Consider the following 17,785-nt stretch of genomic DNA (forward strand, 5'->3'; position numbering starts at 1 on the left):
GCCCGCATGGTCCAAAGACGAGACTTTCTGCGCTACGCGGCGTTGGCGACGGGAACAGCGTTGGGCTCGGCCGCACTGGCGAATTCGCCTGCCGCCGCCCGGGGCCGCCCGCACCGCCGTCCGCGCATCATCTGGAATGACGACATCGGCGGCACCGACCCGGACGACTGGCAGTCCATGGTCCATCTCCTCGTGTACGCGGACCGCTTCGACATCGAGGGATTGGTCCACTCGCCGCCCGGAACGGACAGCGCACAGCCGATTCTCGACGTCATCGACGTCTACGAGCGCGACTTTCCGTACCTGAGGACGTATTCCCCTCACTACCCCGAGCCCGACAGGCTGCGCGCGATCACCAAGCAGGGAGGGTCCGGATACGGCTGGCAACGGCCCGCGGGATTCGGCCACCCGACCGAAGGCTCGAGATGGATCGTCCAACGTGCGCGTCGTCATGATCCGCGCCCGTTGAACATCCTGATCGGAGGCGGAATCGACGACCTCGCGCAGGCGCTGCACGACGCTCCCGACATCATGCCGAGGATACGCGTCTATTTCATCGGCGGGCCGAACAAGATGTGGAGCGTCGACGCCTACAACTACATCGAGACCCACCACCCGAAGCTTTGGATGATCGAGTCCAACTCGACGTATCGCGGCTGGTTCGTCGGCGGCGACCAGACCGGCGAGTGGGGAGACAGCGCGTTCGTCCAGACGCACATCGCCGGCAAGGGAGCGCTCGGCGACTTCTTCGCCTCCCAGCGCGGCGGCGAGCTGAAAATGGGCGACACCCCGGCCGTCGCCTGGTTCCTGCACGGCGCCCAGGACCCCGCAAAGCCGAGTTGGGGCGGACGGTACGTGTGCGTCTGGGATGGCCGGAAGAGCGTCTTCGACCGCCTGACGACCGCGGCGGACACGGTCGAGGCCTACGGCGTCACCGAGATCGCCCTGCCGGTCCCCGACGGCTTCACCGCCGAGAACTCCGCCCGAATGGTGGTCGATGGCCGGGTTCCGGCTCCTGCGCTGAACGACGGCGAAGTGCTGCGTTTTCGTTTCTCCCCGAAGGCGCCACAGGTCTGGTCGTACGCGATCCAGAGCGACTTCGCCGGGCTCGACGGCCTGTCCGGCGCGTTCACCGCCGTACCGCCACCGACCGAGCGCGCGGGCAGGCCGTCCGCCGTCCATCCGAACTGGTGGTGTGACGATCAGGATCCCGCGGCAGCCGAGGGCGGCTATCCCGGTGCGAAGAGCGTGAACCAGTGGCGCGTGGACTACCTGCGCGATTTCGCCGAACGGATGCTCCGCTGCGCTTCCGCCCGGCGTTGACAGAGCGAATCGATAGGAGCCGCGATGACGGACATGGCACGCCGGCGATTCCTGGTCGGTACCGGCCTGGTGGGGCTGGGCGGACTGACCGTGGAGTCGCTCGGACCGGCGTCCCGCGCCGCGACGCCGACGAGTGGTCCGCCGGCCGTCACCGATCGAACGGCGATCCCATACCCGACGCTCGCCCGCCCGTTCGCCATGCCGGGCGTCAAGGACCAGGACTGGACCGGCGCGTTGTTCGTGACGCGCGACGAGGCCCGATTCGCGGTCCGGGTGGGCCTGCTGACGGCGTCGGGAGCCTTGATCCGGGAGAAGATGACCGGCAACCTCTGGCGATTCGGCCCTTCGGCTCCCGACGGCGTCTACAAACAGGTTGTGGTCAGCTCGGACGACCGCAAGATCATGCCGGCGCATCTCGACGCGCTGCGTGAGGTGATCGCGCATCCCGACTGGTTCACCGCACAGGAGGTCACCCAGGCCCAGGCGACGCTTCCGCAGCTGGAGGCGACGTACGCGATGGTCCAGGCGCAGAAGCGGAGCATTCGCGTCCGCTACGCGCGGACCGACGGTGGCCGCAGCGTCGTCGCGGCCGTGACGGCGCTCGACGCGGACCTGTCGATCGTGCTCGAAGCGGCTGCGCCGTGGACCGAGACTCCGACGTTCGCGCTGGCGAACGGATGCGTGCTCGGCACCGAACCCGGCCCGCTGAACCCGTCGCGGACCGGCCACTTCGCCTTGGCGCCGGACGAGCCGGCCCGGCGCGCGACGCTCTACGCATCGGTCGGCGACATGATCGCCGGTGAGACCGGCAAGTCCGGCACGGCCGGCACCGCCGTCGCGGCGCTGCGCTACGACCTGGCCAAGGGGCAGACGATCACCTTCACCGCGACCTGCGACGATGTGCCGGTCACCCTTGAGCCCGCGCCGCGGCACAAGGTGATCGCCCTGCTCGACTCCGCCCAGGCACGGGTCGCTCGCGGCTACCTCACCGGCACCGGGCCCGTCGGGCGCGTCGCCGACGCCGTCCGAGACGCGCTGTCGCTCAACACCAACTACGACAAGACGACCCTCCGCAACTTCGTGATGTGGGGCTGGGGCGGCGCCGGCGGCCTGTTCACCGGATGGGACTCCGCCTTCGACGCGATCGAGGCCGCGTCGGTGAGCGCCGATCTGGCCATGCAGCACGAGCGCGACGTCTTCGCCGCGCCGCCACCACCGAACCAAGTGAAGATCAACGGACCGCGGTACGACCAGCAGAACTCCGGGCCCATGCACGCGTACGCGGTGTGGCGGCTGTACACCAGGCTCGGGGATCGAGACCTCGTCGATACCGTCTACCCCCAGCTGGTCACGTTCTTCGATCTGCTGCCGGAGTGGGACGCCGACGGCGACGGCCTGCTCGAATCTCCCTACTTCGGCGATCGTGTCGGCGGGCGCGGCAACCATCTGGGCTTGGACGACAGCCCCGTCTACGCCGACTACCAGAAGATCCCGAAGAAGGGCGGAAGCGGCGACCCACGTCCGAACAGCAACCTGACCGACGTCGCGCTGAACGCCTACTACGCGCTGATGGCGGAGATCCTGGCGAAGATGGCGCGAACGCAGGGCAGGTCGGCCGACGCGACCCGGTTCGACGCGATCTACGAGCGGATCAAGGCAGGTGTCAACGCCAGGCTCTGGAACGAGGAGCGCGGGCTGTACCTGAGCCGTTACCTGGACGGCCGCTGGAACGAGGTCGTGACACCGACCGTCTTCTATCCGCTGTTCGCCGGGCTCGCCACGCCGGAGCGCGCTCGCGTGCTCGTCGAGGAGCACCTGCTCGACCGGGAGGAGTTCTGGGGCGACTACGTCATCCCCAGCGTCGCACGCGACGACCCGACGTACTGCTCGGGTGGCCCGGTGCATCCGCGGTCGAGGCACTTCAGGTTCTTCACCAAATACGGTGACGGCACGGCGCCGGAGCAGTGGAAGGGCGCGGCGTGGCCGCCGATGAACTTCACCGTCTACGAGGGGCTCAAGCGCTACGGCTTCGAGCGCGAGGCCGGTGAGTTCGCGGCACGGAGCGCCCGCATGTACCTGGACGCGTACGACCGTGACGGATGGTTCCCCGAGTCGTTCGACCCGGAGCCCGGCCAGTCGATCATGGACTCGGCCGTCGACACCGCCTGGCGCACCTACTCGTGGAGCAACGCCATGGCCGTCCAGACCATGCAGGAACTGCTGTCGGACGACCCGTGGGGCGACGACCCCGAGGCGCTGATGTTCGGCGGCGTGACGCTCCCCGGGACGAATTCGCTCGCGAACCTGGTGCTGCGCGGGCACCGGTACGCGATCACCTCGGGCCCTCGGTCGACGACCTTGACCAGGGACGGGCTACCGATCTTCCGCGCCAGGGGCGGACGGGTCGCCGTGCGCGACTTCGTGATGTCGAAGAACGGGGCCTCCTTCGACATCACCGCCGACGCGCCCACGGACGTGGTGGTGATCCCCGGGAACGGCCGGGCCCACCGCGTCAGAGTGCCGGCCGGACGCAGCCACGTCGAGTTCTGACCTTCTAGGGGAGGTGGGCGCAGTTGGCGTCGAGGTCCCAGAGGATGACGGACAGCGCGTACGGGCTGATGGTGTGCTGGCCGTGGGTGGCGTCCTCGAGCAGTTCCCAGTGGCCGCCGGCGCCGTCACCGCCGCCGATCACGGCGATGCGCTGTCGTACGGCGGGTTCGTAGCCGCGGTGCCCGACGCCGTTGAAGCAGCACTCGTCGAAGCGGTTGAGGATCTGCATCTGCCGGCGGTGTGGCCCGACCGAGCCGAGCGCGTAGATGTCCGGGAAGTCGGCGACGCCGTAGAAGCCGGGTTGTTTGTCCTGGCGCTGTTCCCAGTCGCCGCGGGTCGGGCCCGGCTTCGGCGATCCGGGGCGGACGAAGAACGGCAGGGAGCCGGCCGTCGGGTACGAGCGGGTGATCCGGGGGTCCAGCGCCGGGTAGACCGTGGTCGTCCATCCTCCGCCGGACAGCCCGACCATCTGCACCGACGAAGGGCGGTAGGCCGCCCGCACGTGGTTCATCGCCACCGCCGGCGGCTCGAGGAAGAACGCCAGCGGCGAGAACTCCGCCGACTCCCACAGGCCCAGGTCGTTGTGCGACGGCTGCCTGGTCGCCGACGGGTCGTTCGGGTCCTGGAGCGTCTTCGGGTTCCAGTGGTAGAAGGGCATCGCGAACAGCAGCACGACATAGCCGTGGTCGAGCAGCCCCTGAGCGGTCCGCTGCATGGTGTCCAGTGGCTCGCCGTGGCCGTTGTGGTAGAAGGCGACGCGGCTGTGCGGCCGGTGCCGTGGCTCGAGCGCGAACATCGTCGAGAACAGCCCGAACGGCATCCGGACCGTGAGCCGGTCGTAGCGGCGTACGCCCTCGAACGCCGGCAGCTCGGCCGGGGCGCCGACGCCGCGCTGGACCTCGGGCAGGCCGGCCGGCAGCCGGCCGGTGGTCTTCCAGACCTTGGCGAGGAGCCGGGGCCGCATCGCCTCGACGTCGGCCGCGGTGTGGATCGTCATCAGGTCCTCGACGTCGACGCCGACCACCTCCTGCGGCAGCGTCTTGTACGCCGCGCTGTGCGCCGCCGCCACCTCGGCGTTGACCGGCGCCACCGGGCGCGGCCGGACGCCGCCCGCGGTGCGCGTGTCCGCGGCGGCCGGGAGCGTCCAGCCGACGGAGGCGGACGCGGCAGCGGCGCCGAGCGTACCCAGCACCGATCTGCGGTTCACAGGGGTCATCGGTCCACCTCTCTCGGAAAACCTTTTCCCAGCCACCGTCGCCGCGCAGCGCGGAGACGTCAAGACCTTCGTGCCGCCGCCGATGAGGCGGGGGAGAGGAGACGGCCATGCGTGGACGGAGACCGCGAGGGACGGCGGCCAGGCGCCCCCACCTCCGTGCGTTCGTCGCGGCGATCCTGACCGCGACCCTCCCGACGCCGGTGTCGGCGGCGGTTGCCGGGTCCTCCCCGGACCGAGGTGCGTCGGTGCGGGCAGGTGCCCTCGTGCCCGCGTTGAGCGCGGGCACCTTCGCAGACCCGCCGGCCACGGTGCGCCCGAAGTACCGGTGGTGGCTTCCGGTAGCGGACACCAGCGATACGGAGCTACGCCGGGAACTCGGGCAGATCGCTCAGGCCGGCGGGGGAGGCGTCGAGGTCACCGCGTTTCCGGTGCCGCACGCCACCACCGATCCGGTCTTCGGCAGCCGCAGCTACCTCGATGTGAACGGCTGGGGCACGCCGAAGTGGCGGCACAGGCTTCAGGTCATCGCCGAGGCGGCCCGGAACGACGGCCTGATCCTCGATATGGCCGCCGGGCCGGCCTGGCCGCCGGTCGTGCCCTCCGTGCACAACTTCAACCAGCCGGCAGCCGCGCAGCAACTCATCTACGGCGCCGAGTTCACCGACGCCGGCCGCAGCCGCGACGGAGCACTCCCACCGACGACCACGAACCCGCCGACCGTGAACACTCTCGCCTGCGCACCGACGGCGGGCGGTGCCACGGACGTTCGGCTCGCGAGCACCGCGGGTCTGGCCGTCGGCGACCGGATCACGCTCGGCACGGGCGCCGACCTCGACGCCGTCACGGTCGAGCGGGTGGGAACCTCGATGGGCTGCACCACCGCGGCGACGGACACGGCCGCCGGTGCGAGCATCGTCTCGGTCACGGACGTGCCGGACGGCCTGCGGACCGGTGACCGGATCGTCATCGGCTCCGGCGCCGGCGAGGACGTCGCCGCCGTCACTGACCTCGGCTCGCAGAGTCAGAAGTCGACGCTGTACGCCGCGGCCGACACGGGCGCCACCAGCGTGGTGGTCGCCAACGACATGAACCTCCAGCCCGGTGGCACGGTCGTGATCGGTATCGGATCCGATCAGGAGACGCGGACCGTCACCAACGTCGCGCACAGCAACAGTGGGCGGCCGGGCACCCTGACGCTCGACGCCCCGCTCGAACACGCACAGGCCCGTGGCGCCGCCACCGCGACTCCGAGCGGCGGCATCACCGTCACGCCCGCGCTGCCCCATCGCCATCCGGCCGGCGACCTGGTCCGCCGGTACGGCGGCGCGACGGCGACCGTCGTGACCCCGGCGGCCCATCCGCATCCCGCGGGCGCGCCGGTCGTGGACACGGCGAAGACGACCCTCGTGGCCGTGGTGGCCGCCCAGTGCGGCGCCGACTGCGCACCCGGGGGCGCCGCGCCACAGAAACTCGACCGCGCGTCGGTGCGCGACGTGACGAAACTGGTCGACGCCGGCGGCGGACTCCACTACACGTTCCCCGTCGGCAACGGCCACCCGTGGGTCCTTCTGGACTTCTACCGGACCGCCGACGGGCGGGTGCAGACGACGACCGCGGCGGAGGCGCCCGACTACGCCCTCGACCACCTGAGCGCGCGCGGCGCCGACGCCATGGGCGACTTCTGGGACCAGGCGATTATTTCCCGACCAACCCACCCCGGCCGACCTCCCGGTCTTCCCCTGTCGGCTCACTCGGGAGGCGCCATCTTCGAGGACTCCCTCGAACTGGGCTACAACGAGACCTGGACCGCCGACTTCGCGGACCGGTTCCGGGAGCGCCGTGGCTACTCGGTGGCGCCGTTCCTCCCGGCGCTGGCCGGTGCCGCGATCACGCGCAAGGGGCCGGTCACGCCGGCCTTCGACTTCTCCGACGGCACCGGTGACCGGGTGCGCTGGGACTACGCGCAGACGTGGAGCGACCTGTACGCGGACAGGTACCTGCCCGCCCTGCAGCGGTGGACGGAGAGCCACGGCATGACGCTGCGCGCCCAGCCGTACGGCGATCCGATCGACGCGGCGCATGCCGCGGAGCACATCGGCATTCCCGAGGGCGAGGGCCTGGAGTTCTCCGGCCACGATCCGGACCAGCTGTTCAAGGTGATCGCATCCGGGGCGTACATGAGCGGCGCGCCGGTGGTCTCGAGCGAGTGCTGCGCGATGGCCGGCAAGGTGTGGGCGACCACCGTCGCGCAGAACCTGGCGACCCAGCTCTACCCCGGCATGGCCGGCGGGGACAACCAGGTCGTCTGGCACGGTTTCCCGTACCTGACAGCGCCGCCCGGCTCCGGAGAGCAGACACGGTGGCCGGGGTTCAGCTACGGCGGGAACACCAGCTTCGCGGAGGCGTGGGGCCCGCGGATGCCGCAGTGGTCCGACATGAAGGCGGTCAACGACCACCTCGCGCGGCTGTCACTCGTGCTGCGGCAGGGCACGCCGCAGTTCGACGTGGGCGTCTACTACCAGAACCTCGGCCTGGCGGGACAGGCCGGCGACCGGCCGGAGACCATCATCCCCGACACGTCGGCGATGGCGGGCGCCGGATACACCTACGGGTACGTCAGCCCCGAGTTCCTGAAGGAGCCGTCGGCGACGTACAGCGGTGGGCGGCTCTTCCCCGGCAGGTCCGGCTACCGGGCGCTGCTGCTGAACGACCAGCGGACCTACCGGCGCGACGCCGCGGACAAGATCCTTGGCCTGGCGCGACAGGGCCTGCCGATCGTCATCGTCGGATCGGACCACCCGCCGACCGTCACGACCCCGGGGTACGGCCCCGCGGACGACGCCGTGGTGCGGAAGGACATCGACACGCTGTACTCCTACATCGGCGACGGGCGGCATCATGTCGCGCGGGCCGCGGCACAGGACGATGTCCCGGCGGCGCTCGCCTCGCTCGGCGTGACGGCGGCCGCCGCGCATGTCGGCACGGGGTCCGGCCGGATCCTGGACGTACGCCGCCACACCGCCGACGCCGACTACTACTTCCTGTACAACGACTCCGACACCGCGGCCGACCAGACCGTACGGCTGACCGGTGACGGCGCCGCGTACCGTCTCGACACCTGGACCGGGAGGATCACGTCGCTCGGGGAGCGCACCGCCGGCTCCCACACGGTGACCGTGCCGGTACGGCTCGCCGCCCACGACGTCATGGTGATCGCGGTGGGCCGCGCCGACCGGTTCGGCACCCCGGCGGCTCCGCCTCGTACGCCGGGCGGAACGGTCGCCGTCCAGTGGCTGACGTCCTGGGACCTGACCGTCGACAGCTGGACCCCGGGCCGCTCCGGCCGGCCCGATGACACGGCCCACACCGCACTCGGGCCGATCACGGTCACCGCGGATGCCGCCGGAGCGCTTCCCGCGTGGACCCGTATCGCCAAGTCGGCCGGCTACCCGGTTGATCTGGCCGACGTGGCGGGAGTGGGGACGTACACCACTCGTGTCCGGCTCGGAACCCTCGGACACGGCGCCTATCTCGATCTCGGCGCCGTTGTGGACACGTGCCGGGTGTCCGTCAACGGTCACGCGTTGCCGCCCCTGGACAGTCTCGACGTCGGCCACGTCGACATCGGCCGCTACCTGCGGCCGGGGGACAACACGATCACGGTGCGGGTCGCCACTCCGCTGATCAACGCGGTACGCGTCGCTCCGGGGACCGGCGCGGCCGGCCGGCAGCGCACGGACAACGGTCTGATCGGGCCGGTGACACTGACGTCCACGAGGTGAGCATCCGGCTCTGCCAGGGCCTGTCTCGAAGCCGCGCAGTAGGACAGCGGGGCTTCGAGACGGGCCCTAGGGCCGTTCGTAGAGCGCGTGGACCTGGCCGTCGGACAGCGCTCGCCCGAAGACGCGCAACTCGTCCACGGCACCGGGCAGGTAGGGATCCCCGGAGAACTGTGACCGGCCGACGTAATTCCGCGGGGTGTCGCCCAGGTACATCGGTACGAGGTCCATGGCGGGGTTGGCGTCGACCTGGACGCCGTCCACGTACAGGCGGCCGCCGCCGCTGTCGCCGGCCAGCGTGACCGCCACGTGTCTCCATTCGCCGGCCGGCAGGGGAGGCGCGTGCAGGTGCTGCTCCGCGCCGGAGCCGTTCATCGTGATGGCGAACATCAGCATGTCGTCGGTCAGCTCCGGCGGACGCAGGTTGGTGCCCTGCGTCAGGAACATGTACGTGACCCGGTCAAATCCGAAGTCGAAGACGCGCAGCCACCGTGGCAGGGAGGTCGGCCTGACCCAGCAGGCGATGGTGGCCTCGCGCGCCCCGGCCAGGATCCCCTGCGGCAGCCGGATGTGGCCGTCGTTCGATCCGGAGGCGTTGAGGTGCACGGCGTTGCCGACCCGGCCCGCACCCCAGGTGGCGTCGCCGACGAGCGTCGCCGTCAGGTCCCTGTCCCGCCGGCCGCTCGAGTCGGCGGCGGTTCGCCCCGCGCTCTCGCCGAACCTGTACCAGGCGACCATCTCCGGCGGCTCGGGGCCGCTGCCCACGACCGCGTCCTTCGCTTCGCTCCACACCCGTCGATGAGCCGTCCGGTCCAGATAGCCCGCCTCGGCCCGGAGGGAGAATTTGCCGAAGATGCCGGCCGGTGGTGTGACGGCCCATGTCGTCTCGACCGTCTGGCCAGGGGCCACGGTACGGAAGCGATCCGGCGTGCGTGGCGTGACGCTCCAGCCCCGTGGCACGTCCAGCGCGAGGCGGACGTCGCGAGCGGGAGATCCGTCCTCGGCCTGGTTCGAGAGCCGGGCGGTGATCTCGGACCTGCCGTGGGCGATCTCGCCGATATCGTCGACCGCCAGCCGCACCGTCTTGCTCTCGAAGGAGAGCCAGATCGTCCGCCGGTAGTCTCCGTCCCCCGAGTTCGGCCGCCCTGAGGGGCCGGTCTGGGGCGGGGCGTGGTTCTTGTCGCCGATGGGCGCGATGGCGTCAAGGAATGAGATGTCCCCGCCGGGGAACGCCGCCGTCGCGGTGCCGGGATTGGTGCCGAACTTGGGGGTGCACAGGCGGAGGAACAGGTCCTCCTGCTCCGTGACGATCGTGATGTCGCCCTCGCGGGCGCCCAGCACCGCCCAGTAGGTCCCGGCATGGTAGCCCTTGAATTCGGGATACTTCCAGTGATCGGCCCCCCAGAGGTCGGAACCGGTCGACGTATCGTTGTAATCCTTTTGCCACACGTCGGTGACAGGGCCGAGCGTTCGGTTTTTCCAAACCCGGTACGGCCCCTTTCCGAGCCATTTGACGCCGCCGATCTGGTGCTCGGGATAGTCGAATGAGACGCCCGAGAAGTCCCGGTCGCCGGTGACGCGATACCGATACTCCAGTTGAAGCCACCCGTTGCCCAGCATGCGCCAGGTGACATATGAAAGATCGCCGCTGTAGTCGGCGCGGACGACGTGAGCGGCGCCTTCCTTGTAGTGGGTGATTTCGGAGAGCGTCGCCTTTCCGGTGGTCAGCACGGGCCCGTTGGTGAGCGACATGGGGATACCGTTATTCCGGACGCCGGTCAACAGGCCGGTGTGTTTGCCGATGGTGACCGCGGTTCCCGAGGCGGTCATGGTGATCGCGTCCGGGGTCTCCGTCGCCGTCACGGTGCCGGTTCCGGCCGGGACGATGCGGTCCTTGTACCCCGTGGCCGTCGTGATCGGCCACACCCATGAGCACACCTCGCGGCCGGAGGGGTCGACGGCGGCCAGCGCCAGCGCGTCGGACCGCTTCACCGCCGGCGGCGGGAGACGTAGCGTCAGCGTCGCACTCTCACCCGGCCCGGCGCCACGGACGTTCGCCGCGCCGTTCACCACCACCGTGTGACCGGTGGAATCCTCGTGCGGCCCACGGAATCTGATCAGTTTCCAGTCGAACCGGCAGTCGTCGAGGTTCGTGAAGTCGTATCGGTTGGTGAGCTCGATGTCGAACACCGCCGGGTTCGGACCAGAGCCTCGCAGGGTGGCGAGAATCGGCGACCAGATCTCCCGGATCGCGTAAAAGCTCCCCTCCTTCTCGCGGTACGGCCCCACGACGCCGTCCGGGGCGCGGTCGCCCGCCACGTCGATCCGGCCGCCCTGGTCGGTACGGACGATCCCACTGTCGAGAAATGCCCAGATGAATCCGCCGCCGGAGTTCGGTTTGCTCATCATGAGGTTCCAGTAGTCCGCCAGCCCGGCGCCGCCACCTCCGTCGTACATGGAGTGGAGAAACTCCGTCGGCAGGTAGATCGAGCCAGGCTCGTTCCGCAGGTAGTCCTGGACGTTCTCGTACGTCGGGTAATGGGTGGTCCGGACGCCGTTGAACGGTTCACTCGAAGGGTGCAGGACCGGCCGCCGTTGTGGGTCATACAGCGCGAAGTCGCCGTCCACGGCGGTGTTCCAGCCGCCCTCGTTGCCGTTGTCCCAGAAGATGACGGACGGATGGTTGACGTCCCGGACGACCATCTCCTCCACGAGCCGTTTCGCGCTCGGCGTGTCGTACGGCGTGTGCCAACCGGGCAGCTCGTCGAGAACGTACAGGCCGAGCTCGTCGGCGAGGTCGTAGAAGTCCTGGTCCTGTGGGTAGTGCGACAGCCGGACGGCATTGATGTTCATCTCCTTCATCAGGAGAATGTCGTCGCGGTTCATCTTCGGGCTGGTCGCGCGACCGGAGTCCGGCCATTCGGCGTGCCGCGTGATGCCCTTGAGCATGATCCGTTTTCCGTTGAGAAAGATGCCTTTTCCCGGGCGTACCTCGACGGTGCGGAAGCCGAACCGCTCGCTGACCCGGTGCAGCACCTCGTCGCCCTTGCCCAGCGTCACTTCCAGCCGATAGAGATTCGGGGTCTCCGCCGTCCAGAGCCTCGGGTCGTCCACGCGAGTGGACAGGGTCACCTTGCCTCCATCGGCGCGGACGCCCGCGGAGAAGGGACGGCCGACCTTCGTCCCGTCCATGGACCTGACCTGCGCTCGGAGAATGTCGGCCTCGGCGACGGCACCCGGGAAGACGTCGACGGAGAGCGACCCGTCGGCCTGGGCGTCGATCGCCAGACGGTCGATGAATTCGGCGGGATGCGCCAGCAGATAGACCGGCCGGTAGATGCCGCCGAAGATCCAGTAATCGCCCCTGCGCTCCGCACCGTTGATCGAGGCGTTGGCGGATTCCTTGTCGACCGTCACCCTCAACAGGTTCGGGCCGCCGAAAGCGAGCACCTCAGTGACCTCGTACGTGAAGCGGACGAAGCCGCCCTGGTGCGTCGGCCCGACGGCCGACCCGTTGATCCGCACCTGGGTGTCCGTCATGCTGCCTTCGAAGACGATGAAGATCTTCCTGCCACGCCAGCCCGGCGGGACCGTGAACGCACGCTCGTACACGCCCTGCTCGTTCGGCTGGTCGGGGTGGTCCTTGACGAAGTTTCCGTAGTCGTACGTGCCGTGGCCGTGGAGTTCCCAGTTCGACGGCACGGGAATGGTGGTCCATTCACCGGAACCCCGTCCGCCGCTCACCATGAAACGCCACTCGACCGCGTGATCCTTGTCCGTGCCCGACAGGTACGCGACCTCGGACGTCATCGGCGTCGATGAGCCTCCGGAACCCGATGCCGTACCTCGGCCGGTCAATGGTTTCGCCGCGATGCCGAGCGCCCCGATCTTGAGGACCGTTCTCCGGCTGAACATCTGCCGTCCTTTCCATTCGGCCCGCACGGCCGGCGAGGAAAAGGTTTTCCTCAATCTAGGCGCGGGATGGGGGACGGTCAACAGCCGTGGATCTTGTCGCGCCTCCCGATCCCGCCTATGTTCGGGCGGGCGGTCTCTCACGGAGCGTTGAGGAGCATTGCCATGAGCTGGTGCGCGCGGCTTGGTCGGCTCGGTACGGCGCTCCTGCTGGGAGCGGTCACGGTCTCGGGAACCACGGCGTATGCGGCCGGTGACGCTCCCGGCGCGCCGGGCGGCGGCTCCTCATGGACCACCGGCGACAAGACCGCGCTCGGCACCGCCACCGGCGCGGCCTCCAAGGTCTGGTTCACCGTGGCCAAGGGCGTCACGTCCGAGGTCTTCTATCCCCGGACCGACGTGCCCGACGTGCAGGACCTGCAGTACGTGGTGACCGACGGCTCGAGCTTCACCGATCTCGAACGCGACGCGACCACGCACACGGTGTCGATGCCGGACGAGAGGTCGCCGGAATACACCGTGACCAACACGGCGACGAGCGGCCGGTACCGGCTGACCGAGACGTACGTGACCGACCCGGCCCGTTCGACCCTGCTGATCAAGACGCGTTTCCAGTCGCTGGACGGCGGCGCGTACAAGCTGTACGCGCTGTTCAACCCCTCGCTGGCCGGCAGCGGCGGCAACGACACCGGCGCGTGGGACGCCGCGGACGGCGCGCTGGTCGCCTCTGACGGGCAGCCGGTGTTCGGGTCGACGGTGGCCTCGGCGCTGAAGTCCTCGGCCGCCTTCACCACCCACACGAGCGGCTACAGCGGCACGGCCAGTGACGGCCTCGTCGACCTGCGCGCCAACAGGCGGCTGACCGGCCAGTACGACACCGCGAGCAGCGCCGGCAACATCGTGCAGGCCGGCCAGGTCCCGGTTGGCACGGACACGACGTTCACGCTCGCGCTGGGCTTCGGCGCCGACCGTACGGCCGCTGCCTCGGCGGCCACCGCGTCGCTGTCGGCGGGCTTCACCGCGGCCGAGTCGTCGTACGGGTCCGGCTGGCACGGCTACCTGAGCGGCAAGACCGTGCCCGCGAGCGTGTCCGGCGACACCCTGCGCCGCCGCACGTACCTGGTGGGCCTGATGACGCTGCACGGCCTGGAGGACAAGACCTTCCCGGGCGCGAACGTCGCGTCCCTGGCCACGCCCTGGGGCGACTACGTCGACGGCGGCGCGCTGAACGACGGTTACCATCGCGTCTGGGCCCGCGACCTGTACCAGCAGGGCACGGCCCTGCTCGCGGCCGGCGACGCCGCGCAGGCCAAGCGTATGGCCCAGTGGCTCTGGAACCGCCAGCAGATCACCGCGTGGACCCCGGGCGACGGCGTCACGTACGGACCCGGATCCTTCCCCCGCTACTCACCGGTCGGCGGAGTGAGCGGCGCGACCTCGCAGCAGCTCGGCTGCTGCGAGCAACTGGACGAGGACGCCTTCCCGATCGTCCTGGCCTGGCAGACCGGGCTCACGGACTCCGCCACCTGGTCGAAGATCAAACTGACCGCCGACCACATCGTGAGCTTCGGTCCCGCCACGCCGGGGGAGCGCTGGGAGGAACAGAACGGCCTGTCGCCGTCCACCGTCGCGGCCGAGATCGCCGGCCTGGTCTGCGCCGGCGACATCGCCCGCCGCAACGGCGACACCGCGAGCGCCACGACGTACGAGAACACCGCCGACTCGTGGCGGAACGCACTCGACCGGCAGACGTTCACCACGACCGGGTACTTCGGCGACCACTCCTACTACGAGCGGATCGAGCACGACACCGACCCGAACGACACCTACGCCCGTACCTTCGCCGACGGCACCTGGTGGGAGCGCGACATCGTCGACGGCGGCTTCCTGGACCTGGTACGGCTCGGCGTTCGCCCCGCGTCCTACGGCGACGTGACGGCCTCCCTGCCCGAGCTCGACGCGGTCGACTCGGTCACCGCCCCGAACGGCGATGTGTACTGGCACCGCTACAACCACGACTCCTACGGCGAGAGCCAGGACGACGGCACCGGCTGGCCCGCCGGCCACGGCCACCCGACCGGCCGGGTGTGGCCGCTGCTGTCCGGCGAACGCGGCGAGTACGAACTGGCCGCGGGCCGGCCGGCGACCGCTCAGCTGAAGGCCATGGCCGACAGCGCGAACGCCGGCTACCTGATCCCCGAACAGGTGTGGGACCGGGCCGACCGGTACGGGTTCACCTTCGGCGGCGCGACGGGCTCGGCGGCACCGCTCGCCTGGGCCGAGGCGCAGTACGTCCGGCTCGCCCAGTCCATCGACGCCGGGCGCCCCGTCGACCGGCCCTCGGTCGTCGCCGCCCGGTACGGCACATCCTGAGCGCCCGCACTTCGCCGCGGGATCCCCTCCGGGAACGGCCCCAGCCGTCGGCGCGAGCCGTACCAGGAATGAGGAGGCACGTCGCCAGAGTGAGAGGGGCGCCGGCCAGTTTCGTCGGCCGCGCGGAGGAGGTGGCCCGTGTCTCCGGGCGACTGTCGGCGGACCGGCTGGTGACCCTCGTCGGTCCGGGGGAGTCGGCAAGGCCACGATCCGGGCAGTCGGAGCCCGCCGACCGCCTCGTACAACGGTGATCTCCCAACGCACTGCCGCGTCAGCGGTACCGCTACGTGCGCGCGGCAGTCTCGGCCGGTCGCGGCGAAGTAGGGAAGGTGTCTTTGTGCGCAAGCGGTGATGCCGGTGGTGGGGCACCTGTTCAGCCTGCGCCGTGGTCCTTTCGGGTCACAGCGCTGCGTGTCGGTATGCCAGTCGCGCTGGAAAATGCCGCCACGATGCCGACGGGTGCGTTTGCCCCGGGCGTACGAGTTTCGCCTTCCGCAGCTCGAATCTGTAGTCGTAGTCGTCCAGGATTCGTGGGACGGCTCCACGCAGTAGCCGGGTATAGGTTGTGCCGGGCCACGATGCGAGCTGCGGTACCGCCTGCTCGATGTCCACAGCGTCCAGCATGAAGTGCAGCTTCTCGCGGCTCTCGAGAATCGGCACGCCGTAGGCGACCTTGGTGTCACAGATGATCAGGCGTTGCCGCCCATCCGCCACCGGCGTGATCAACGAATACCACCACGTCGCATAAGCCCATCTCAGACTATGTACCTCGATATTCGAGCGGCACGCGGACGGAAACACGATGCCCGACCGCTCGAGCTCAGGCGGTGGGGGTGGTCACGGTGGTGTCGGCGTCGCGTTCGCTGTCGGTCGGCTTGGCGTCGTCGCTGTGTGCGGCGACGAAGTCCTCGCCCAGCACGTCCTTGGCCACCCGCAGATGATCCAGTTCGATCTCTCCAGAGTCGGCGACATGGCCATCGATGGCCTTCATTATGCGCTCCACCGTGTCGTGGTCGTGGCCCAGGCGCTGCTCAGCGTAGACGGCGACGCCCAGCTTGAGCAGCAGCCTCTGCGCGCGCCGGTGCTCGTTCCACTCCTCGACGGCCTCGACGCTGGAGTCGAAGCCCTTTTCGGTGATCTCGAATGCCTTGGTAATGAAGCTCATATCGCACCTTTTCCAGCTTGTTGTCCGTATTTCCGGACGGACGATCAGATATGTGCAGGTGCGATCATAGAGCTCCCGAGCCACCGCTCGGCGGGTACGGGTTCACCGGACACCAACCCCTCCCGGCTGGTGTAAGTGGGGCGTCTCTGATCCTGGGTTCGTCCTGGGAGGAGTCGGCGACCTCGATCAGCACTGTGCCGTCCTCCGGTCGATGTGAGGCGACGGCGTGCCGTGGGGGCAGAACGCTCGACGCCGTTGACGGTCAAAGTGCTATAGGCGAACGTCTCGGTGGCGGGGGCTGGGGGAGGGGCGCATACCGATCACAGTCGTTTGGTCAGGGCGGTCGTGATCCGCTCCAGCGCCTCGATGAGGGCCGGTTGTGGGGTGGCGAAGTTCAGGCGGACGTGCCCCGCACCGCCGTGACCGTAGGTCGGGCCGGCTCCGGTGGCGACGCCGGCGTGCTCCAGGAGGAACGCCGCGGGTCGGTCGATGTCGAAGGCGGTCAGGTTCAGCCAGGAGAAGTACGTCGCTTCCGGGGCGTCGGCGTGGATGGGGAGTTCGGCTCCGGCGAGGAATTCGGTGACCAGGCGGCGGTTGTCGTCCAGGAACGTCAGCGCCTCGTCGAGCCATGGTGCGCCTTCGGCGAGGGCGGCCGTGGTGGCGACCATGCCGAGTGGGCTGATGCCGCTCTTTTCGACGTGGCGGATGCCGTCCCAGATCGCGGGGTCGCGGCCGTTGGTCAACGCGACCATGGCGCACCGCAGCCCGGGGAAGTTCCACGCCTTGGTCGCGCTGGTGACGGTGATCGCGTGTCGCCGGGCGGTCTCGTTGAGGGCGGCGTACGGGGTGAAGGGTTCGGTGTAGCGGATCGGGGCGTGGACCTCGTCGGAGATGACGCGGGCGCCGTACCGGTCGACGATCGCCGCGAGTTCGGCGAGCTCGTTCGCGGTGAAGACGCGTCCCACCGGATTGGCGGGGTGACAGAGGATCACCGAGCCCGCCCCGGCGCGCAGGGCGCGCTCGATTCCCGCCAGGTCGAGGCGGTACCTGCCGGCCTCGGGGCGCATCGGGACCTGTACGCAGGGGCGGCCGGTGACCGCGACGACCTCGAAGAAGCGGGGATAGGAGGGGGTGGGTACGACGACCGGAGACGACGGCTCGGTCAGATGCCGGATCGCGAGCAGGATGCCGCGCATCGCGTCGGGGATGAGCCGGATGTCGGCCGGCTTCACCGAGAGTCCCTGTCGTCCGAGCCAGGCTGCCGTCGCCGTGGGGACGCCGCTGAGGTGGTCGTCGACCGGATAGCCGAACGCCTGGCGGTCGGTCGCCTCACGGACGGCGGCGAGGATGGGGTCGGCGATCGGCAGGTCCATCTCCGCGACGCCGAGATCGAGCACGTCCGGCCCGTGGTTCGACCAGCGTTTGCATCCGCGCGCCCGTGAGCGGGAGACGTCCCAGTTCAGCAAT

General features: G+C 69.7%; 9 protein-coding genes. 4 read left to right on the forward strand and 5 right to left on the reverse strand.

All coding sequences use genetic code 11. The annotated features are described in order from the left end of the window. Positions 1–6 precede the first annotated feature (6 nt). Positions 7–1,323 carry a DUF1593 domain-containing protein gene (locus ACQP2O_RS25815; protein WP_433190221.1) on the forward strand — a complete coding sequence of 439 codons (1,317 nt, stop codon included), beginning with the start codon at positions 7–9 and terminating at the stop codon, positions 1,321–1,323. A 24-nt stretch (positions 1,324–1,347) separates the two neighbouring features. Continuing rightward, entirely contained in the window at positions 1,348–3,873 is a 2,526-nt protein-coding gene (locus tag ACQP2O_RS25820; protein WP_433190224.1) for an amylo-alpha-1,6-glucosidase, read from the forward strand. Positions 3,874–3,877: 4 nt separating this feature from the next. On the opposite strand, the gene ACQP2O_RS25825 is transcribed toward ACQP2O_RS25820, so the two are convergent. Then, entirely contained in the window at positions 3,878–5,089 is a 1,212-nt protein-coding gene (locus ACQP2O_RS25825) for a hypothetical protein (RefSeq protein WP_433190227.1), read from the reverse strand. A gap of 263 nt (positions 5,090–5,352) precedes the next feature. On the opposite strand from ACQP2O_RS25825, the gene ACQP2O_RS25830 reads away from it, so the two are divergent. After that, positions 5,353–8,871, forward strand: a complete 3,519-nt coding sequence (locus ACQP2O_RS25830; RefSeq protein ID WP_433190230.1) for a glycosyl hydrolase — start codon at positions 5,353–5,355, stop codon at positions 8,869–8,871. A 66-nt stretch (positions 8,872–8,937) separates the two neighbouring features. Here the strand turns inward: ACQP2O_RS25830 and ACQP2O_RS25835 are convergent, their stop codons facing one another. Further along, positions 8,938–12,924 (reverse strand): glycoside hydrolase family 2 TIM barrel-domain containing protein, encoded by a 3,987-nt coding sequence (locus tag ACQP2O_RS25835; protein ID WP_433190233.1) that lies wholly within the window; start codon positions 12,922–12,924, stop codon positions 8,938–8,940. Positions 12,925–12,945: 21 nt separating this feature from the next. Between ACQP2O_RS25835 and ACQP2O_RS25840 the strand changes: the two genes are divergently transcribed. Continuing rightward, positions 12,946–15,153 (forward strand): glycoside hydrolase family 15 protein, encoded by a 2,208-nt coding sequence (locus tag ACQP2O_RS25840; protein WP_433190235.1) that lies wholly within the window; start codon positions 12,946–12,948, stop codon positions 15,151–15,153. Positions 15,154–15,552: 399 nt separating this feature from the next. On the opposite strand, the gene ACQP2O_RS25845 is transcribed toward ACQP2O_RS25840, so the two are convergent. The 3 genes from ACQP2O_RS25845 to ACQP2O_RS25855 form a co-directional block, all read right to left on the reverse strand. Next, complete coding sequence (locus ACQP2O_RS25845; RefSeq protein ID WP_433190238.1) at positions 15,553–15,879, reverse strand: hypothetical protein; 327 nt, start codon at positions 15,877–15,879, stop codon at positions 15,553–15,555. A gap of 94 nt (positions 15,880–15,973) precedes the next feature. After that, positions 15,974–16,318, reverse strand: coding sequence for a hypothetical protein (locus ACQP2O_RS25850; RefSeq protein ID WP_433190241.1), 345 nt, complete (start codon positions 16,316–16,318; stop codon positions 15,974–15,976). A gap of 320 nt (positions 16,319–16,638) precedes the next feature. Then, entirely contained in the window at positions 16,639–17,784 is a 1,146-nt protein-coding gene (locus ACQP2O_RS25855; protein ID WP_433190244.1) for a MalY/PatB family protein, read from the reverse strand. Between the last annotated feature and the right edge of the window lies 1 nt (position 17,785).

The organism is Actinoallomurus sp. CA-150999, assembly GCF_050942425.1.
In the GTDB taxonomy this organism is placed as follows: Bacteria; Actinomycetota; Actinomycetes; order Streptosporangiales; family Streptosporangiaceae; genus Actinoallomurus.